Here is a 20,160-nt window from a genome sequence, read left to right as displayed (position 1 = left end):
CCAAATGCTGAGAATATAACTGCACAGAATACACTTATATGGATATTTTCTGCTGAACAGGCTGATTTAAGTGTACAAAATGCAGTTACTCTGACACAGATGCCATACTAATGAGATCCACACAGCGATGAGCTCTGTCATAAGCAACCTTATGTAGCATTTCACTACGCAGGAGGCGATTAAGCTGTACACCTTAGAGTATTAGTGAAGTCGTCTAAACTGCTCCGGTGTAGTCCCTGACTGCTTGCGAAAGGTGGCAACATAATGGCTAACATCACGGAAGCCTACTCTCTGCGAGATGATTTTTACAGTAAGATCCGGCTGGCTTACGAGCATTTCTTTGCTTTTACGGATACGTAGCCGTACGAAATAGGCATAAGGAGATAGCCCAAAGGTTTGTATGAATAGATTGTTGAGATATCGCCCTGAGACGCCAAGCTGACCGGCTAGATCGTTAAGTCCGAGATCAGGATCACCATAATGGCTGTCCATCCATTTCAGTAGCGGCTGCAGCTTATCGACATTACGGGATATCGTTGTGTTGTTATGCAGTTGCCCATATTTGCTTAAAGTAAGCAGAAAGCGATAAGCATCAGTGGAGGCAGTCAGACCAAACATGTCCTGTGAGGCATCATACTGATCAAGTATTTCTCTTAGCAGCTTGGAGAGAGGCGCCTCTTTTTCCCAGCGGTAAAAAGAATTCATATTCATCCCCAGCGTCTCCAAAATAGACCCTGCAGAGCTGCCTCCGAACGTTAAATAAGAGGTGCTCCAGTTAGCAGCCGAAGCTTCATAGCGATGTGGAGTATAGGGGAGAAGTAATACACCACTGCCTGCGGGAAGGGAGAAGCTTTTATTCTCAAAATGAATCACCCCTTCACCAGACGCCGTTTGGAGCCAATGATAGGTTTCGTAGCCATCTAAGCGGGATACTTTTTCCTGTTGATGATTGTGACCGATACTGTCTAATGTGATAGGTAGATCCTGTCCACCCTCATGGGGGAACACTATTCTACGATGCACGATTCCCTTCAATGATTCCATCTCCTCTTAGTTCCATATTCTTATATGCTGGGAAGATTATTTTATATTTATAGCGTCAGGTTAACCGATTACAATATATATATAATTATACTATAAAGGATGTGCGAAGTGTGATTAACGATAAATTACCTAAGATTTGGTACGGTGGAGATTACAATCCAGAGCAATGGGATGCGCCTGTATGGGCAGAGGATGAGCGTATGTTTAAGCTGGCAGGAATTGATGTTGCCACAATTAATGTGTTTTCCTGGGCGCTGATCCAACCTTCCGAAGACACTTATGATTTCTCATCACTAGATGAATTAATGGATAGACTATATAAAAATGGTACTTACGTATGTCTGGCAACAGGTACAGGAGCGCACCCAGCTTGGATGGCTCATCGTTATCCTGAAGTTACTCGTGTTGATGTGAAGGGCAGAAAACGCAAGTTCGGTGGACGTCATAACTCGAATCCAAACAGTCCGGTTTACCGCAAGTTTGCAGCGAAGCTGGCAGGAAAACTGGCTGAACGTTATAAGGATCATCCGGGGCTTGTAGCTTGGCACGTTTCGAATGAGTTCAGTAACTATGATTATTCTGATTTATCTGAAGCGGCGTTCCGTGTCTGGTTGAAGGAACGTTATGGTTCTCTGGATGCATTAAACAAAGCGTGGAATACACGTTTTTGGGGACATACGTTTTATGATTGGGAAGAAATTGTACTGCCTAGTGAGCTGAGTGAAGAATGGGACGGCAACCGCACCAACTTCCAAGGCATTTCATTAGACTTCCGTAGATTTATGTCTCATAGCTTGCTTGAATGTTACAAAATTGAGAGCGATGCGATTAAGGAGCACAGTCCTAACGTACCTGTTACCACTAACTTGATGGGCTTTTATGATGAATTGGACTATTTTGAGTGGGCTAAACATATGGACGTCATTTCTTGGGACAACTATCCTTCACTCGATACTCCGGTCAGCTTCACAGCCATGGCGCATGATCTCATGCGTGGATTGAAGAATGGACAACCTTTCATGCTGATGGAGCAAACGCCAAGCCAGCAGAACTGGCAGCCATATAACTCTTTGAAACGTCCAGGGGTTATGCGCTTGTGGAGTTATCAGGCTGTTGCGCGTGGTGCAGACACTGTTCTGTTCTTCCAACTGCGTCGTTCAATTGGTGCATGTGAGAAGTATCATGGAGCTGTTATTGAGCATGTCGGACATGAGCATACGCGTGTATTCCGTGAATGCGCTGAGCTAGGTAAAGAGCTGGGACAGCTTGGAGATCAGCTATTGGATGCGCGTAGTGCAGCTAAAGTAGGGATTATTTATGACTGGGAAAACCGCTGGGCTATCAACCTTTCAAGCGGACCATCCATAGCTTTGGATTATGTGAATGAGATTCATAAATATTATGATGCACTCTACCAACAAAATATCGAAGCCGATATGATCGGTGTAGAAGAGAATCTGTTCAAATATGAGATTGTAATCGCACCTGTGATGTATATGGTTAAGCCGGGTTTTGCTGAGAAGGTTGAAGCTTTTGTAAAAGCAGGCGGTACATTCATTACGACTTATTTCAGCGGAATTGTTAATGAGAACGACCTAGTAACCGTAGGTGGCTACCCTGGGGAACTGCGCAACGTACTCGGGATTTGGGCAGAGGAAATTGATGCACTGCTGCCAGGGATGAGCAATGAGATTGTGATGGACAAAGCGTGGGGCAATTTGAGTGGTTCTTACAAATGTGATCTGCTCTGCGATCTGATTCATGCCGAAGGTGCTGAGGTTTTGGCAGAGTACGGATCTGATTTCTATAAAGGAATGCCAGCCTTGACGGTGAATAACTTTGGTGAAGGTAAAGCGTATTACGTGGCTACCAGCCCAGAAGCGGGATTCTTAAAAGGATTCTTAGCCAATCTGTGTGCCGACAAGAACATTCAGCCGCTAGTAACTGCACCGGAAGGTATCGAATCTGTGCAACGTGTGAAGGAAGGCGTATCCTACCTATTCTTGCTGAACCACACCACTGGTGATTTGAGTGCGGATATTGGTGCTACTGAGCGTACGGATCTTCTGACTGGTAATAAGGTTAGCGGTTCTTGTGTTGTGCCAGCCCGTGGAGTATTGATTTTGTCGGATAAGAACTAATTCGTAGTATATATAAAAAGATCTCCGGGGAACCAGCTTGTCCCCGGAGATCTTTTTTTGTGGTGCAGCATTTCATTAGCTGCTGCTGCTCGCGCTGTCATCTGGAGTAGCTCCACCCGGATTGCCATTACTTAATATAATGCTCTCCGCCACGGTGGAATCTGATTTAAGTGTGTATTGGATAATATCATCAGCCTTCAGTTCTGCTAAGGTGATCGCATTTTCTTGACGCGTGCCATTGTCGAAGGTAACCGCTACGATTTTAGTATCCGCATCAATCGTAATGTCTGTGGTTTCATCGGAGAAGCTTTGCTGCATTCTACCTCCCTGTGGCCCACCGCCTTGTCCTCCGCCACCTTCCGGCATTTCCCCTTGTGGCATCCCACCCTCGGGCGCAGCGCCATTTCCTGTACTTTGATCGCCATCAGGTCTTTCCGGCGGGGTACCGCCTTGACTGTTCTGCCCGTCACCTTCTCCAGCACCTTGTCGGGGCATAGACATGTCCGATTTATATATGGTAAGGGTAGTATCGCTTACACTCTTAATCTTACCGAAATTCATGGACATATTAGATCCGCCATTCTGTTGATCGCCGTTTGCTTGTGGTTGTTTGACTGCTGAACCCCTGTCTGCTTGGTTATTTGCAGCAGTTGTTCCTTCGGCCTCTGAATTCGCGCTGCAGCCAGCCAATAATAGAGAAGCGAGTAGGCCTCCAGATATTAGAATAGGAACGAACTTTCTCATTTTTTATTCCTCCTTAGTAGGTTAAAGATAGATTAGGAGAAATATAACAAACAGTTCTGAAAGTTTGCTTAATTTCCGCTGAGAGTTTGCCTAAAGAAATGAAATATGCAAATGTTATATAATGAACAAATATGTGGACTTAAAGAATAAGCCAACGTTCAGGAAAGAGGCAGCACATGAAGACTTTACTAGTAACGGGGTATCGTGCGCACGAGCTCGGTATTTTTGACAATAAGCATCTAGGGATTCCTTATATTAAAAAGGCACTAGCTAACCGATTAAAACCTTTGATTGAAGAAGGCGTGGAATGGGTGATTACGCCCGGCCAGTATGGTGTGGATCTGTGGGCATGCGAAGTGGTGAGCGAACTTAAGCTGCAATATCCGGACTTAAAGCTTGGGATCATTACAGCGCATACCGGACAAGAAGAGAAATGGAAAGAAGAAAAGCAGAACGAGTATCGGCGTATTATTGCGGGTGCGGATTTCTTCGGGGCGGTCAGTAATGCTCCTTATGACGGTAGCTGGCAGTTTCGGGCTAGAGACGATTTGTTGTTCCGCAAAAGTGACGGAATATTGCTCTTTTATGATGAGGATGCGGCGGAGGGGAGTCCGAAGTTTTTTAAAGAGCGGGCGCTGAAGCTGCATGCTGAAGGAGAGTATGAGTTGTTTCTAATTCACTCTGATGAAATTCAGAATATTGCCGATGAAGAGAATCAACGTGACTATGAGTAATTATATGTAGATTTTGGAAAAGTAAAGGCCCGTAAACAGTGAATGAGACCATCACCGTTTACGGGCTTTTTGATATAAGAAGTGATCAGATAAAACTCTTTAGTGATGGTGCTTTTCGCACCTTGTAGTTTTGTTCATAAGCATAGGCGAGCTTGATGAGTGTAGGCTCCTGATAAGCTTTCGCTGAGAACGTTACACCGAAGGGGGCGCCGGCTGATGTATAACCGGAAGGCACAACGATGGACGGATATCCTGCTCTGGAGGTAATTCTGGCGCCGAAATCGGCGGGGAACAGCAGGGCATCCAGATTGTGCTCCTTCATAGTGGCGTCGATGCCTTCTTCCTTACATAGTTTTAGGTCAGTCGCACGGTGCAGCAAATACTTTGGTTCGGTTTGTGTGCCGGAAGAGGTATATTCCGCATCTATTAACGTAGCTTGACCATATCTTAAAGTCTCCACAGGATGTGCATGGTTAAAATCTATAATATCCTTTAAGGTTCGCATCGGTGCCCCAGGGCCCAAGCGAGATAAATAAGCGTTCAAGGCTGTTTTGAATTCATTCAATACCACCGAAGAATAACTAATTTCCCGGGCGGTCTTAATATCCGCAGGATCAATAATAGTAGCTCCAAGCTCTCTCATTCTATCTACGGAAGCATTGAACAGTGCAAGTTGTTCTTCTGTCAGCTCCTCGAAATAATAATCACGCGGGATACCTATACGCGCGCCTTGCAAGCCATTCTCGTCTAGAAATACAGTGTAATCTTCGTGGATTCTACCTATATTCGTTCCCATTGCTGCATCTTGAGGATCATTGCCAAGCATTGCGTTTAGCAGCAGAACAGCATCACGAACGGTTCTGGCCATAGGGCCAGCAGTATCTTGTGTATTGGATAGCGGAAGGATTCCCGAACGGCTGAGCAGTCCAACGGTTGGCTTAATGCCAATAATGGAGCCTAAGTTACCGGGGTTAAGGATCGATCCCGAGGTTTCTGTGCCAACAGAGACTGTACAAAAGTTACAAGCGACAGCTACCGCAGAACCAGCACTGGAGCCACCTGTTGGTGTAGATATATTGTAGGGATTAAGGACTTGCCCGCCGCGGGAGCTGTAGCCGGAGGGCATGCCGGTTGTCATAAAATTGGCGAATTCGGTCATATTGGCTTTACCCATAATGATTGCTCCGGCTTCACGCAGTTTTGTAACTATAAACGCATCTTCTCCGGCAAAAGAATTCGCCAAAGCCAGCGAGCCTGCGCTAGTATGCATTTTATCCCCTGTATTGATGTTATCCTTCAATAACACAGGTATGCCGTGCAGGGGTCCCCGGGAGCCGTTGATCGTACGTTCAACATCTAGAGATTCTGCGATAAATAATGCATCAGGATTGATCTCCAGCACAGAGTTAATCGTCAGGCCATTTTTGTCATGATCAGCTATGCGTTCATAATACATGAGAACTAGTTGTTTTGACGTAAGTTCTCCGGCTTCTAATGCAGCTTGGATCTCCGGTATAGTGGCTTCTACGATTTCAAAACTCATGTGCGTTCACGCTTCTTTCCCTTTAGGATATAGCTTCCCCTTCATCTAACCATAATTTGGGTATTAGTGGTAGTATTCTTTTAATACTACAAATTATTGAATGATGGTCTCGGTAGTTAAAGGGGATATTAATGTTTTTTATTAGCGAAGTTTTGGGTAGAGCTTGCAAGCGCGCAACTGAAAAAAGGTGTCCAAATGGCCAAAATAAATGGCTGTTAGGACACCTCTTTTTATTTTTTTCTGATAGGAGTTATTATTACCCCTGCTTACTCCTGCGCTGTAAATCCCTCTTCCGCTAAATATTCTTTAGCTTCCTCAAGGGTCTCAAAGGCCATTTCTAGATTAAGGTCGGCATAGACATACCATAAATCATCCTCAAGCTTTAGTGTCAGTGTATGGCCCTCATCATTAGTCCAGAGTGAGTCGGCGGCTGCCGCAGCCTTTTTCTTTCTTTTGCTGGCTACAGGGGCGTCTGGAATGTAGATAGACAGTGAGGTGATGGAGGCATCCAGCAGACTCCGCAGCTCGGCTTCCGAGTAGTCGCGAATGTTCACAAAGCCCTTATCATCTGCCTCATAGCCCCGCAATAAGCCTGCGAACACATAACCATTCCCATTAGGATGCAGATGGTAAGCAACGGTTTTCTTATCATGCTGGCTTTCCTCGTAGTGATAGTTCACGCGCCCAAGGGATACGTTTTTACGTTCCAGTTGGGGGTAAGAGTCGAGAATCGCTAATTTTTGTTCAAAAGTAAGCATATACAGCCTCCGGTTTTCGGTGTGATTGTGCACATGATTATACCATGACGATGGCCCGCAGACTATTTTTTAGTGATCAAGCGGCAGAGACAGCACGAAGGTACAGCCTTCCTGGGAGTGCTTCTCAAGCACGAGGCTTCCGTTCATAGATTCGGCCAAAAGACGGCTGAAGGTGAGACCGAGTCCCAGACCACGTAGTGTGCTCTGTTTGTCGCTACCTCGGAAAAAAGCCTCGAAGACGTGTTCACTATGATTCGATGAGATGCCCAGCCCATTATCCTGAACACGAATCTCCGCCATGCCATGACCTTGCTGTTCAAGCAACTCTACTGTAAGCTGCACCATTCGGTCTGGGGCTTTGGCTTGTACACTGTTATTAAGTAAATTGACGATGATTTGTTGGATACGTAGCGGGTCCCCACACAAAAATAAGGGAGTTCTTGGCATATGGAGCATAGGCTCTGCAACTTCATCCGCTTGTGTCAGCTTCCATTGATACACGATTTCAGATAACAGTGGCACGGCATCCAGTCGATCGTGACGGACAGAGACGATTCCTGCAGTCAGAGCGTTGTAATCCAGAAGATCGGCAACCATCCGTTGCAATCGTCCAGCTTCCTGCAAAGCAATATCTAGAAATTCCACAGCTTCATCGTCTTCGACAACCCCTTCACGAACGGCATGGATTAGGCCTTTAATAGAGGTTACTGGTGTCTTTAGTTCATGGGATACACCTGCTAACATAACCGCACGGGACTGCTCAAATTGTTGTAACTTGCCTGCCATCTCTTCAAAAGACAACATCAGTTCATGGATTTCTCGTTCTTTGGCGTCCTTATCCAGAACGATATCATAACGGCCATGACTGATTTGAGCGGCTGCTTTGGCTACTTTCTGGATCGGTTTTGCCAGTTTACGGGACAAGAGGTAAATGGTTAGCCAACTTAATATGATTAGAAATAGCAACAGAATGGAGAAAAAAATGATCTCCTCCTGCGGAATATGCCGCAGCGATTTCTTGGATTGAAGGACAATCACCTGTCCCAGCGTTTCCCCATCCGATTTTATGGACGCTACTGCAGCTTTGAACTCCGGACTGCGAGAGTCGTTAAGACTATCATTAAGTTTATGCCTCATCTCATCTTCAGTTAGTGGTGGCATAGAGAACAGCATCTGATCTTGCTGATCCGTAATGATTACACACATTTCTACGGTTAACTTGAAGAATCGTTTTCGGTCTTCAATGAGCATTCCAAGATTCTGGCTGATCTCTATTGAACCCTCATGATTTACGCTCCGGTCGGCAATCTCCTGTGCTAATAATCCAGTAGTCTGCATCCGATTACTCATAGCTTCTTGTTGGATCCACCAGAACGTCGTTAGTGCAGTTAGCAGGAGGCCAACACTAATGATGAGCAGGTAACGAATCGTCCAATAGGAGAGAATCGAAGTACGTTTGGGGCTGCTTTTCTTTAGGTTGTCCATAATTGATATCCTGTTCCTCTCAGGGTACGGATTTCCCCCTCATCTACTGGCCAATGCGACAGCGCTTGGCGAAGTCTTTTGATAGACAAGTCCACGGCCCGGTCACTTCCTTCGTAATCCATCTCCCAGACATGTTCTAATAATTGCTCGCGAGTACATATTTGATTAGGTCTTTCAGCCAGAAATAACATGACCGACATATCACGTGGACTAAGACTCAGCTCAACCCCGTTTAAAAAGACAGCTCGTGCAGTAAAGTCGATAAACAAACTGCCATAATGCCGTTTGCGGCTGCCATCGGACCACTGCGAAGGACGGCGTAACACAGCATTCACGCGTGCCACCACTTCCTCAGGAATAAAGGGCTTAGACATATAATCATCCGCACCACCGTCGAGACCGGCTAGTCGGTCATTGATCCCGTCCCTTGCGGTGAGCATGATCACGGGACAGCTGCTTTTTTCACGGATCAGCTTTAGCAGTTCAAAGCCGTCCATGTTTGGCAGCATGATGTCGAGTAATACTAATGAGGGAGGTGTTATGGCAAAAGATTCCAGCGCAGCACGTCCGTCGGCTACACGGGTGACATGGAAGCCTGCTTTTTTCAGATAGGCACTGAGGACCCTGGAGATAGCTTCCTCATCTTCAACAATTAGAATGGATCTCATCATGTGGTGGTCCTCCAATCTATAAAATTACGACAAGTTTAACACATCATAGCTCGCTCTGCTCTGACTTCTTCCCGACTTATTGCTTTGTTAGAATGAGGGACGAGCTTGAAAATATACAGAATATTTTGAATATTGGAGGGAACAGGATGAAGAGAAAAAGAATAGCCTTGATCGCTGCCGGAGTCATTATCGTAGGAGTAGTCACAGGTTATACATTGCTGGATAAATCGCTGGGCAATAATGTACAGATCGAGTCCGTGATTCCAGGGCAAGCCACAACAGCCGGTAATGGAGAAAGCACGACTAATACTGGAGCACCAGCAGGAGCGGCGGTCACAGCCGACCAATTAAACGGTGATTGGACGGTTACGGATGCTTCTAAAGTATATTGGTCAGTAACCACCTCTAAAGAAACAGTAAACTTCGTGGATAACAAAGTTCAAGGTACCTGGAAAGTTAATATAGAAGATTCTACTTCGATGGTTGGAGAAGGGTCAGTAGATATGAGCGCTCTGGACTCTGGTAATGGTCAAAGAGATGAGCATGTAAAAGGGGAAGATTTCCTAGCCGTTACGGAATTCCCACAATCTACGTTTGTTGTGAAATCATTCTCGGAGCTGCCAACGGAATGGACCGAAGGAGCCACTGTGCCGGTTGAAATGCAAGGAACGCTTACAGTGAAGGGTGTGGAAAAGGACGTTTCCTTCCAGTCTCAAGCAGCGTACAGTGGTGGACAGCTGATGCTGTCGGGTACAACAACAGTGGCTTTTTCTGATTTTGGCATAAGCAATCCACACACCGTTGTGCTGGATACGGAGAACAATCTTGAGGTTCGATTAGAGCTTGTATTGACGAAATAGCAGTCTTTCCGTAAAGAAGACTTTGCTGTGAATTTATAGAGAAACTGTACGCAAGAGACTTTCCCGGGCCTAATAGCTTTTGGGAGAGTCTCTTTGGTTTGGAATGAAATGTATGTTTTAATAGAAGTATCTGTCTAATAAAAATCAATAAAGGAGGTGTTCCTTGTGATCCAGGTGGCGGCAGCGATTATACATAATGAAGAAGGACAGATTCTTATTGCTCGGCGCAGGCAAGGTAAATCTCAGGCAGGTCTGTGGGAATTTCCTGGCGGCAAAATAGAGCAGGATGAAAGCATCGCAGATTGTCTGCAAAGAGAGCTTCAGGAGGAGATGGGGATAACAATCCTTCCCTATGAAAGCTTTGGCGTGAACGAGCACAACTATGGAAGTGTCGAGATCAGACTGTTTGCTTGGAAAGCCCGATATCTGGGAGGTGTAATTGAACTTGTCGATCACGATGAATATAGGTGGGTGTTTCCAACTGCACTCGGTCAGTTCACTTTTGCCCCTGCAGATATTCCTTTTGTAGTACGGCTAATGGTGGGGTCAGATCAAGTGTGAAGGCAGTCCGAACATCAAGTAGAAAGGAAGAACTTAAGTGCCCGTATATGAAAAGCTAGTGCGTGATGGAATCCCTAACCTGATAGCTTCTCAAGGTAAAGACTTTAAAACAAGAATCTTAGAGTCCAAAGAATACATAACTGAACTACGTAAAAAATTGAAAGAAGAGTCGGAGGAGTATTTTCGGGCAGTGAGTAATGAAGAAGCTCTAGAGGAGCTTGCCGACATGCTGGAAGTAATTCAAGCGCTGGCGGAGACCCATGGAAGTAATAGCGCAGAGCTGGAGGAGCTTCGTGCGGAGAAAGCTGAAAGTCGTGGTGGATTTAAGGAACGGATATTTTTGATTGAAGTGGAAGGAGAATAACTAGAGATTATTGTTCCGTATAAGGAGGTTATTAATGTTGTCCAAAACCAAACTGATGATGATCTTAAGCGGTGTGGTAGCCTTAATTCCTGTAGCTATTTATTTATTCCTATATTCCAAAATGCCTGATAGGGTCCCGATCCATTACGATGGGAACATGGCTGATAGATTTGTAAGTAAGTCTAGTCTGGAGGTTATTTTGCAAAGCGGGCTTGGATGTTTGGGATTTATAATCATGAAACTCCTGCAGTTCCTTTTGCAAAAAGCGTTTATTCAGAGCTCGAACGAGCATTCAGCGGCTTTGAGCAGGATCTGGAATATTGCTATTTTGGTGGTGACAGTGGTGTTTGCTGGCATCAGTTCCTATACATTTATTAGAATGGTCTGATAGAATTAAAAGAGACTTAGCAGAAGGATTAGGAGGAACATGCATATGAAAATGGATAACGCTTACAAGGTAAGATGGGGAATTCTCAGTACAGGCTGGATTGCCCATCAGTTTGTTACTGATTTAGCTCACGCCAGCAATGGCGTGGCATATGCCGTGGGTTCGCGTTCACAGGAAAGTGCAGATAAATTCGCGAGGGATCATGGAGTACCACATGCTTATGCTACTTATGAGGAATTGGTAAATGACCCGAATGTAGACGCGGTATATATTGGAACGCCCCATCCTTTTCACAAAGAAAATGCATTATTGGCGCTACGTGCAGGCAAAGCTGTCCTATGTGAGAAGCCTTTTACCGTGAATAGCGGAGAATTGGAAGAAGTGGTGGCCTACGCTAGAGATCATAAGTTGTTCCTGATGGAGGCCATGTGGAGTCGTTACATCCCGGCGATTGTGAAGGTTAGAGAATGGATCGCCGAGGGTAGAATCGGTGAAGTTCGCTTGGTGAAGGCAGACTTAGGATTTCGCACCGACTGGAATCCGGAAAGCAGATTGCTGAATCCGAAGCTGGGCGGAGGCGCGCTGCTGGATGTTGGGATTTATCCGGTTTCTTTTGCCTCGATGGTGTTTGGACCTCATCCCGAATCTATCTCCAGTACGGTGCATATTGGTGAGACCGGAGTGGACGAGCATTTCTCCATGCTGCTGAATTATGGCAATGGAAAAACCGCTTCGTTGAACGGTGGTATTCGTCTTAATACGCTGGAGGAAGCGCATGTGTTTGGAACAGAGGGCCGTATAATTGTTGAAGGGACGTTAGTGAACCCGAAATCTGCTTCGCTTTATATAGGGGATGAGAAGGTAGAGAGCTTTGTGGATGATCGAGCTTCTATTGGATATTGTTTTGAAGCAGAGGAAGTAGGACGTTGTCTACAAGCAGGGCTAACAGAAAGCCCAGTCATGTCACTGGATGAATCGTTAGCGATTCTGAAACTGCTGGATCAAATACGTGCGCAGTGGGGTCTTAAGTATCCTGGAGAGTAAATTTTAAAAATAGTAATACCCCTCGGTTTATGTGCTACTAAGGTAGCTCCGAGGGGTGTTTGCTATATCGATCGAAGGTGGGCGTCTAGTTCTGACTATTGGCGTTTTTACTTTTGCCTGCTTGGACCCAGCCGGCCACTTCAACGGTGCGCTTCGCTTGATGAAAAACAGCATCACGGATCCGATCCTGCTCTTCGATCATTTTACCGTCTCCATCTACACTGACACTTGTTCCGTAAGGGTTACCTCCCGCACCGAATGTGACGGGATCAGTATAACCAGGTGCAGCGACAATCGCTCCCCAGTGATACATCGATGTGTAGAGTGCCAAAATCGTAGCTTCCTGTCCACCGTGTGGATTCTGTGCTGAGCTCATGGCGCTGACGACTTTGTTTACGGTTAGTCCCTTGCCCCAAATCCCTCCGGTCGTATCAAGGAACTGCTTCATTTGAGAAGCGATGTTACCGTAACGGGTTGGAGAACTGAAAATAATCGCATCGGCCTCCACAATATCATCAGGTGTTGCAACAGGGATATCTTTTGTCTTCTCAGCCAGGGCCTTCATCGCCGGATTTGCCGCAATTTTGTCCTCGGGAACCAGCTCCTGCACCTTCAGCAGTTTTACCTCAGCTCCTGCTTTCTCGGCGCTTTCCGCGGCCCATTGTGCTAGCTGGTAGTTAGTTCCTGTGGCACTGTAGTAGATGACGGCTAATTTAATTTTTGACATGCTGGAGTCATTCCCTTCGAGTGTAGTTCCATACTATTAATTACCCCATTGATGCTTTTATAACCCAAATCAATAATTCTGCTCTAACTGGACAGACAGATGTCCACTTCCCTTGTGTATACTGAACTCAATTACAGGAAATGAGGGAGAATAATGAATACTTATTTTGCACAAAAACCGAAAATGACATTGGCTGGGGTTAGCATACGTACGACAAATGAAGTAGAAATGGGTCCCGATGGGGGCTTATCGCGGCTGTGGGAAACGTATTTCCAAAGTAATATTGCGGGGCAGATGGATACGGTTAAGCCTGAGTATATCTATGCCTTGTATACAGATTATGAGAGTGATGCGTCAGGAGCTTATACCGTTGTGATTGGGCATGAAGTGGCTGGGGAGAGATATTTAGCGGATAGCGGCATCGTGAGTGCGGCTGTTCCGGAGAGCAAGTATATGGTTTTTACGACGAAAAAAGGTCCGGTATTTGAAGTAGTCTCGCAAGCTTGGGGGGAGATTTGGACGTATTTTAAGGGCTCTACAGAGATAAGAACTTATACGGGCGATTTTGAAATTTACGATTCGCGGAATTTTGATCCTGCTAACACGCAGGTTGAGATTTATATTGCGATTGAGTAGATCGGGTGAAAGATATTTTAGCTAAAAGAAATGTTTCGTGGGGATTTGGGGGCTGCCGAGAGGCAGTTCCTTTTTTCGCGGATGAGCTGAATCCCTTGGGTGAGGGTGAAGGGTTACTCAACGATTGAAACGAATATATATTAATAGAAGGAATGAGTAAATACGCTTCATATTTAAATGCGGATGTGTCGTTAACCAGTAAACGGTAAAAATTTCGTGCCATTCGCTGTGTTAGGCCGAAGTGGTGCAACAGAACGGTGAAAATCTCCCACATTAGCTGCGTCTAGCTGAAGTAGCAATCTTCAAGGGCAGAAATACCCTACATTTACCCTAAAGAGCCCAAAAAGCAAGAAAGAGGGGTAAAAATACCCTACATTTGCCTCAAAGAGCCCAAATAGCGAGAAAGAGGGGTAAAAATACCCTACATTTACCGGAAAGAGCCCAAAAAGCAAGAAAGAGGGGTAAAAATACCCTACATTTACCCTAAAGAGCTCAAATAGCGAGAAAGAGGGGTAAAAATACCCTACATTTGCCCCAAAGAGCCCAAATAGCAAGAAAGAGGGGCAGAAATACCCTTCATTTCCCTAAAAGAGCTCAAAAAGCAAGAAAGAGGGGTAAAAATACCCTACATTTACCCTAATGATGCTCCAAACCGTTTGGAAGTAGATGGAGCAAGTGGAGTGTAAATGAAATAACTTGTTGAGTGAAGTGGATGGATTTTGATGGAGTTGAACTAAGGAAGTGTAGCTGAAGTAGCTGGTTTAGTTTATATGTTCGATGGAGCATGACAGTCCCACCCAACAAATCACACACAAACCAAAACGAAACGGAGAACACCAAATGGGAAAACAATTCACGGCTATATTACCTGCACATCAGGAGTTTATTCTTCGGCAGCATCTTTTTTTCGTAGGGTCAGCGCCGCTATCTGAAGAGGGGCATGTTAATCTTTCACCTAAGGGTCATGATTGTTTGCGGATTTTGTCTCCTAATCAAGTGGCTTATCTCGATATGACCGGTAGTGGTAATGAGACGAGCGCACATCTGCTGGAAAATGGAAGAGTGACGGTTATGTTTTGTGCGTTTGAAGGACCGCCGAATATTCTGAGACTGTATGGAACAGGGACAGTAATCCTGCCTGGTTCATCAGAATGGGAAGCACTGTACCCTATTTTTACACCTCTGCCTGGAGCTAGACAGATCATTTTAATTGATGTTCATAAGGTACAGACTTCCTGCGGATTTTCGGTCCCATTCATGAGTTATGATGGTGAGCGAGAGACGTTACAACGTTGGTCTATCCAAAAGGGCGAAGCAGGTCTGAAAGAATATAGACAAGAGAAGAACACCACAAGTATAGACGGGCTACCGACACCCCTTGGACAAAAAAACTAAGCGGACATGGTGATCCTAGGTTCATGTATATAAAGTTTCACATTCGTCACGATGAGCGATCTCTCAATTCGACTAAGCAGTTATCTCATATATTCTACTGTCCAAAACTCATACTACCCACGGATTCTACCACAAACACAGGCACATATTGCTCTCCCATTTCCGTTCCAACAAGCTGATAACCGTTCTGATATTGACCACTAACTAACGCGTTACCTGTAACGGAACCCAAGTCTCCTTGAAGCAAAATATAAACCCCATTCGAGTAAGCCAGCATATTACCGAAGTTATCTGCGACGATTTCACAGTGAAAAGATACCTTTTCAAAAGGATGAAGCGCTACATCGGAAGCTGAAATTACCGCATACTCCTGAACAATCTCAGCAAATTGATAGCTGCCATCTACTTTACGATAACGTGCCGTCTGTCCAACGACACCGTCTCCGAGATCCGCGTTAGATACGAGTAAGGAATCATCGGACTGCAGTTCATAGCTATCTCCAGACACTGAAAACAACTGCGAAATACTATCCGATTTCATTTCATATGCTGTAAAAAGGGTACGTCCACCTTCGACCTCAGATTCAGCCAGAACCACGGGGGCACCAGAACCTGAAGAAGCAGCAAGCTGGTCATTAAAAGTTAGACTGCGCAGACTCTCGAATTTTGGTAAAATATTTCCAGTTAAAGTTATGACACTTTCGTCGCTATTCATTGCTGCATAATAGAGGACACCATTGCTATCCGTTCCAGCCACAATGACCTTCTTATCGTGTAGTCCCTTGCTGGAGATGACGTTCCCATATCTGCCTTGCTCTTCACCGCCCGGGAGAAGGCGCACAGGCTCGGCAATATTCCAAGCCAATCTTGTAGCGGCTATGATTGAAGAAGTATCCTCTAACGGAGCAAGATCACTGTATAGCTGAATAGCTTCAGCATATTGACCTTTACTGGTCATGCGCTTGGCATTTTTAAGTAGTTTAGCTTTACTAGTATCTACTAAGGTTAGTACTTTGGATGAAGTAATCCCTGCCGATCCTGCAAAATTACGATAAGCAACAGCATGCCCAGCAAAGGCGGTGATGTTATCGCTCTCTAGATCTTTGTTCAGGATGATCTTTCCGCTACTTTCTGCCTGCCCAAGTACCCATGGCGCTTCGTAACTATGCTGGCTGTAAGCATTCATCATGGAGAGGGTGCTCTCCAGCATGCCTGTAAAGTTTCCTGTGCCTGCTAAGGCTTTTAGTTTAGCTGTATCATGACTTTTGAACTTGGAGGCTAGCAACTCCTCCTTGGATGCAGCGCTTCCGTAATAGGCATCGGGAATCTGCAACAGATTCCATTTAAAAGTGTCTTCTTCACTCTTGTTTCCATCTTGGCTCTGAGCAAGTTCGGTAAGAAACTGCTCCTTAAATTCTCGGAAGTAGGTTGTGAACTGGTCAGAAATGCCTGAATCGGTCGATAACTGGCGATAATAGGATTCATAAGGACCACCGGGCTTCATATATGTAGCTTTTAAGCTGAGGAGAGTATCATAACTTTTCATAAATCCGGTGAAATCTTTAGTCGCAGCTTGTGCTTTAGCGGAAGATACCAAGGCCTTCAAACCTTGGCGGATGGCCGTGATTGGTGACAGCTCATCAAGTCGCTTCGCAACCTTTTCTTCCATATAAAGAATGGAATGGTTTGCCGCCGCTAGGCGATACTGATTCTCTGCACTTATCAGATCGCCAGCAGCATAGAGACGGTCGGCTTCCTTGGTTATTTGTATTTTGTCGGCGATGAGATAAACCTTCTGTCCAAGCATCACAAACATACTTATACACAAAATGATCATAAAGTTTCGCAGGGTTATTAATTGTTTGAACGTCATATAGAGTAGCCTCTTTTTTCAAAATATAAGAAAGCATAGTTTCACATCATTCTTTATTCTATTGAACTTCGGGGTCCCAGCGGTATTTGGCTTCACGAATGTCCGCTACTCTTTGGTCCAAGCCATTCCACGGTTCATGGGGATTAGCAGCAATGAGTTTGGATAACCGCATAAAGCGGTCTTTAGGTAGATCTTGCACGTATCGGCCGATCATACTGGAGTAGAGCAGGGCATAACGCTTCATTCTTACTGCAGCTCCGGCAACTCCCGTAAGGATGGTCATACCATTATTCATATGACGAATTTCTACTTCATAGTTCTTTACGTATCGTAGTGTACGATCTTTGATCAGATCAGGACGGACTTTAGCGATCTCGCCGATATATTCGGCTAGCAGCGGCTCGAAATCCTTAAGAAGAAGCTGCTCCAGTTCTAAATCCATATCCTTGCGAAGCAAAAATCCATGCAGCAAGGCGATACGCTGCCGTGCGATCCGGTCACCACGAAGCAGGATGGAGAGTTCGCGCAGCTTCTCGTAGGCAAGCACATCATCCTCACGGAGTACGGAGACAGCCTCCTGACGGTTGATCTCCAGTCCCTCTTTGATGATGCCAATCCCTCGGCCAAGCAGCTCGTTAAGAGAACGAAGATTCTCGTTCTGCCGTGCTTTTCGCTGCGTATAGTACAATAGTCCAGCGAGGAGAATCCCTCCGGCACCGCATAACATCATCTGCTCTATGCTATTCCCAAAATAGACGGAAGCTAGTGTAAGCAGTAAGATGAGTAGGAGGCGCGTATGCATTTTTCTTCCTGCAATGGATGCAGCTTGCTTCTCTACCGTAATAAGCGAGTCTTTACCGCATTTGGTGCATCGATCTTCACCGAGAGCAGTGTATTGTCCGCAGTGGCGACAAATACGAAGCTTGTCATAAGCGTAACGAGGAGCCTTGAAAGGGCGAAAGGTAACAGGTCTTTTCTTATTCACGGCCTTTATCGCCTCCGTTCAAAGCGGCCAGCAGGCGGTCGTTAATATCATCTCGAGTTAGTGGTTTACGTTGGCGTGCAGCATAGATGGAAATCTGAATTACGACAATTAGGAACGTAATCCCAAGAATGACGTATGAAATCATGGAACAGTCCTTTCTCATAGACGCCTCGCAGTCTGGATGGCTCATAGAATGATAACTCTATGCATCATTGCTACTTTGGTCCGGCGGTCCTAAAGTTGAAGTTTACAAGGTTTAATTATATCATAATGGCATACTATTTACAGATTTTAGCGACAGTGCTGAAGCTGTCATATGTGCCTAATATAACACAAGAGGAGCCCTATTTATGCTTCGTAAATATCAAAGTAACAGAACAACTAAGACACTTTTTCAACGTATCTTCCCGGCATTACTGCTGGCGCTATGTCTTGCTGCCTCACCTTTTGCAGCGGTTCAGGCCTATGCGGCAACGTCGGCGCAATCTCACATTGATGCGGTGCTTCTTATCGATGTCAGCAACTCCATGAAGACTAGTGACAAGAACAAAGTCGCGAACGAAGCGATGAAAATGTTCATAGATATGCTATCCACCCAAGGTGATAAAGTAGGTATTGTTGCCTATACCGACAAGGTACAGCGGGAGAAGGCCCTGCTGGAAATTAACTCAGAGACAGATAAACAGGATTTGAAGGATTTTATTGATGGACTGGACCGTGGAGCTTATACCGACATTGCTGTCGGTGTGGAAGAAGCTGTGAAGGTGCTCCAGAATGGTAGCGATCCGAAACATGAGCCAATCATCGTAATGCTAGCTGACGGCAATAACGATTTCAACAAATCAACAGGCCGGACGCAAAGCGAATCGGATAAAGAATTGAATGCAGCCGTGGAAGTCGCTAAGAAGAATGGCTATCCCATTTATACGATTGGTCTTAACGCAGACGGCAAGCTGAATAAACAGAAACTCGCTGATCTGTCCACTGAGACAGGTGGTAAAGCATTTTCGACGGACTCCGCAGATGATCTTCCGCAAATACTTAGTGAAATTTTTGCTAGTCATCTGAAGTTAAAGGTAGTACCTGTGCAGTCGATCACTGCAAATGGGGATTATCAGGATGTGACTGTCAACGTGCCTAACGGCAGTGTTTTGGAAGCCAATATCTCAATTATGTCGTCACAGCCTGTGACCGCGAAGCTAACTGATCCTTCAGGAAATGCTGTCGCCATCCCGTCCAAGGATGTTGTGCTGTCGAAGTCTTCTACTTATAGCTTGATCAAGCTGTTGTCACCGCAAGAAGGAGATTGGAAGCTTCAGGTCAAAGGTGTGCCAAAGGATAAAATTGATATTAATCTAGTTTTTAACTATGATTTGGAGCTTAAGATCGATGCGTTGCCATCAGCAACCTATAAAAAAGGTGATAAAATTGATATTACCTCTCACCTGTTCAGCAATGGTACTCAGGTAACGCTCAGTAATTTGTATCAAGATATGAAGGCGGTACTGCTTGCTACAGATATCGATACAGGTGATGTACAGGAAATCGAACTGGATAACTCCGGGGATGTTTTTAAGGGCACCTTCGAGGTAAAAGAAAGCCATGACTATGAGCTGAAGGTTCGTGCAGAGGAAAGCAGTTTCTATCGTGAAAGTGCTCCTGTAAAAATCAGCGCGAAGGCAGGTGGCGCTGCAACTACCAGTCCTTCGACAGGAACGGGCAAAGAAGAACCTCTGAAAGAAGCTTCATCCAATACCTTGTATTACATTATTGGTGGTATTCTTCTGGTGTTGGCAGCCGCTGCCGCATGGTATGTGCTGAATAAGAAATCGGCACGTGGTTTTGTTGGACAGCTGGTAATTGAGGTTAAAGACGGCAATACGGGTGAAAAGACCTACCCACAATATAAGAAACTTGCTGGATTCAGAGGCAAGTTCACCCTTCATCAGCTGCTGCAATTAGCGCCTGAGCTCAAGGAAAGCGAGAGCATTATTTTCACACCAGCTAAGAATGACCGATTGCTGTTACGCAGTGGAGAAGGTATTACTGTAGAGAGATCCGGACGTGCTGCGGATGCCTCGCGTGGTCTTGAGCTGAAGAGTGGTGACCGCGTTTCAGTGTCCCTGCACACGGTAGATAAGACGATTTATCTCGAATATTTAGTATAGAAGTGGTTTTGCAAGAAATCTGAAGTACAGCTTCCGCAA

The 20,160-nt window shown here is 45.3% G+C and carries 20 protein-coding genes; 10 read left to right on the top strand and 10 right to left on the bottom strand.

From position 1 onward, the window contains the following. Positions 1 to 201 precede the first annotated feature (201 nt). Complete coding sequence (locus tag ACFWMP_RS10230; RefSeq protein WP_042185067.1) at positions 202 to 1,035, bottom strand: AraC family transcriptional regulator; 834 nt, start codon at positions 1,033 to 1,035, stop codon at positions 202 to 204. A 119-nt stretch (positions 1,036 to 1,154) separates the two neighbouring features. Between ACFWMP_RS10230 and ACFWMP_RS10225 the strand changes: the two genes are divergently transcribed. Continuing rightward, positions 1,155 to 3,185: a beta-galactosidase gene (locus ACFWMP_RS10225; protein WP_042185069.1), complete on the top strand. Its 2,031-nt coding sequence runs from the start codon at positions 1,155 to 1,157 to the stop codon at positions 3,183 to 3,185. 75 nt (positions 3,186 to 3,260) lie between these two features. Here ACFWMP_RS10225 and ACFWMP_RS10220 read toward each other — a convergent pair whose 3' ends face one another. Continuing rightward, the gene (locus ACFWMP_RS10220) at positions 3,261 to 3,929 is read right to left on the bottom strand and encodes a hypothetical protein (protein WP_379423385.1); all 669 of its coding nucleotides are present in this window, start codon (positions 3,927 to 3,929) and stop codon (positions 3,261 to 3,263) included. 176 nt (positions 3,930 to 4,105) lie between these two features. On the opposite strand from ACFWMP_RS10220, the gene ACFWMP_RS10215 reads away from it, so the two are divergent. Then, positions 4,106 to 4,663 carry an SLOG family protein gene (locus tag ACFWMP_RS10215; RefSeq protein ID WP_042185074.1) on the top strand — a complete coding sequence of 186 codons (558 nt, stop codon included), beginning with the start codon at positions 4,106 to 4,108 and terminating at the stop codon, positions 4,661 to 4,663. 85 nt (positions 4,664 to 4,748) lie between these two features. On the opposite strand, the gene ACFWMP_RS10210 is transcribed toward ACFWMP_RS10215, so the two are convergent. The 4 genes from ACFWMP_RS10210 to ACFWMP_RS10195 all read right to left on the bottom strand — a co-directional run bounded on the left by ACFWMP_RS10210 (position 4,749) and on the right by ACFWMP_RS10195 (position 9,117). Next, the gene (locus ACFWMP_RS10210; RefSeq protein WP_042185076.1) at positions 4,749 to 6,206 is read right to left on the bottom strand and encodes an amidase family protein; all 1,458 of its coding nucleotides are present in this window, start codon (positions 6,204 to 6,206) and stop codon (positions 4,749 to 4,751) included. Positions 6,207 to 6,472: 266 nt separating this feature from the next. Further along, a complete protein-coding gene (locus ACFWMP_RS10205) occupies positions 6,473 to 6,964 on the bottom strand; it encodes a hypothetical protein (RefSeq protein ID WP_042185078.1) in 492 nt (163 codons plus the stop codon). 69 nt (positions 6,965 to 7,033) lie between these two features. After that, positions 7,034 to 8,449 (bottom strand): HAMP domain-containing sensor histidine kinase, encoded by a 1,416-nt coding sequence (locus ACFWMP_RS10200; RefSeq protein ID WP_042185080.1) that lies wholly within the window; start codon positions 8,447 to 8,449, stop codon positions 7,034 to 7,036. Next, complete coding sequence (locus tag ACFWMP_RS10195) at positions 8,437 to 9,117, bottom strand: response regulator transcription factor (protein ID WP_379423589.1); 681 nt, start codon at positions 9,115 to 9,117, stop codon at positions 8,437 to 8,439. The genes ACFWMP_RS10200 and ACFWMP_RS10195 overlap by 13 nt, the downstream gene beginning before the upstream one ends. A 149-nt stretch (positions 9,118 to 9,266) precedes the next feature. Here ACFWMP_RS10195 and ACFWMP_RS10190 point away from each other — a divergent pair, with 149 nt between their 5' ends. The 5 genes from ACFWMP_RS10190 to ACFWMP_RS10170 all read left to right on the top strand — a co-directional run bounded on the left by ACFWMP_RS10190 (position 9,267) and on the right by ACFWMP_RS10170 (position 12,337). Continuing rightward, entirely contained in the window at positions 9,267 to 9,980 is a 714-nt protein-coding gene (locus ACFWMP_RS10190; RefSeq protein WP_379423381.1) for a YceI family protein, read from the top strand. 165 nt (positions 9,981 to 10,145) lie between these two features. Continuing rightward, positions 10,146 to 10,541, top strand: coding sequence for an 8-oxo-dGTP diphosphatase MutT (gene mutT, locus ACFWMP_RS10185; protein ID WP_149646429.1), 396 nt, complete (start codon positions 10,146 to 10,148; stop codon positions 10,539 to 10,541). 37 nt (positions 10,542 to 10,578) lie between these two features. Continuing rightward, positions 10,579 to 10,905: a nucleoside triphosphate pyrophosphohydrolase gene (locus ACFWMP_RS10180; protein ID WP_076299111.1), complete on the top strand. Its 327-nt coding sequence runs from the start codon at positions 10,579 to 10,581 to the stop codon at positions 10,903 to 10,905. 34 nt (positions 10,906 to 10,939) lie between these two features. Further along, complete coding sequence (locus tag ACFWMP_RS10175) at positions 10,940 to 11,293, top strand: DUF1648 domain-containing protein (RefSeq protein WP_339800679.1); 354 nt, start codon at positions 10,940 to 10,942, stop codon at positions 11,291 to 11,293. Between the two features lie 45 nt (positions 11,294 to 11,338). Continuing rightward, entirely contained in the window at positions 11,339 to 12,337 is a 999-nt protein-coding gene (locus ACFWMP_RS10170; protein WP_371916545.1) for a Gfo/Idh/MocA family protein, read from the top strand. Between the two features lie 85 nt (positions 12,338 to 12,422). Here the strand turns inward: ACFWMP_RS10170 and wrbA are convergent, their stop codons facing one another. After that, a complete protein-coding gene (gene wrbA / locus ACFWMP_RS10165) occupies positions 12,423 to 13,064 on the bottom strand; it encodes an NAD(P)H:quinone oxidoreductase type IV (protein ID WP_340974228.1) in 642 nt (213 codons plus the stop codon). 153 nt (positions 13,065 to 13,217) lie between these two features. Here wrbA and ACFWMP_RS10160 point away from each other — a divergent pair, with 153 nt between their 5' ends. Together ACFWMP_RS10160 and ACFWMP_RS10155 are read left to right on the top strand one after the other, a co-directional pair. Further along, on the top strand, positions 13,218 to 13,700 hold the full coding sequence (locus ACFWMP_RS10160; RefSeq protein ID WP_339268927.1) for a GyrI-like domain-containing protein: 483 nt from the start codon (positions 13,218 to 13,220) through the stop codon (positions 13,698 to 13,700). A gap of 840 nt (positions 13,701 to 14,540) precedes the next feature. Next, the gene (locus ACFWMP_RS10155) at positions 14,541 to 15,095 is read left to right on the top strand and encodes a pyridoxamine 5'-phosphate oxidase family protein (RefSeq protein WP_042185093.1); all 555 of its coding nucleotides are present in this window, start codon (positions 14,541 to 14,543) and stop codon (positions 15,093 to 15,095) included. A gap of 94 nt (positions 15,096 to 15,189) precedes the next feature. Here ACFWMP_RS10155 and ACFWMP_RS10150 read toward each other — a convergent pair whose 3' ends face one another. The 3 genes from ACFWMP_RS10150 to ACFWMP_RS10140 are packed head-to-tail and all read right to left on the bottom strand — an operon-like array spanning position 15,190 to position 18,116. Further along, a complete protein-coding gene (locus tag ACFWMP_RS10150) occupies positions 15,190 to 16,968 on the bottom strand; it encodes a hypothetical protein (RefSeq protein ID WP_042185095.1) in 1,779 nt (592 codons plus the stop codon). A 58-nt stretch (positions 16,969 to 17,026) separates the two neighbouring features. Further along, complete coding sequence (locus ACFWMP_RS10145) at positions 17,027 to 17,953, bottom strand: hypothetical protein (RefSeq protein ID WP_042185097.1); 927 nt, start codon at positions 17,951 to 17,953, stop codon at positions 17,027 to 17,029. Continuing rightward, positions 17,946 to 18,116 carry a hypothetical protein gene (locus tag ACFWMP_RS10140; RefSeq protein ID WP_156113055.1) on the bottom strand — a complete coding sequence of 57 codons (171 nt, stop codon included), beginning with the start codon at positions 18,114 to 18,116 and terminating at the stop codon, positions 17,946 to 17,948. The genes ACFWMP_RS10145 and ACFWMP_RS10140 overlap by 8 nt, the downstream gene beginning before the upstream one ends. Before the next feature lie 187 nt (positions 18,117 to 18,303). On the opposite strand from ACFWMP_RS10140, the gene ACFWMP_RS10135 reads away from it, so the two are divergent. Then, positions 18,304 to 20,121, top strand: coding sequence for a vWA domain-containing protein (locus ACFWMP_RS10135; protein WP_379423375.1), 1,818 nt, complete (start codon positions 18,304 to 18,306; stop codon positions 20,119 to 20,121). Positions 20,122 to 20,160 lie beyond the last annotated feature (39 nt).

Origin of the sequence: Paenibacillus sp. NPDC058367 (assembly GCF_042723305.1) — a bacterium.
GTDB lineage: Bacteria > Bacillota > Bacilli > Paenibacillales > Paenibacillaceae > Paenibacillus_AQ.
The sequence above is the reverse complement of the archived record's forward strand: the minus strand, read 5'-3'. Positions and strand labels throughout refer to the sequence as shown.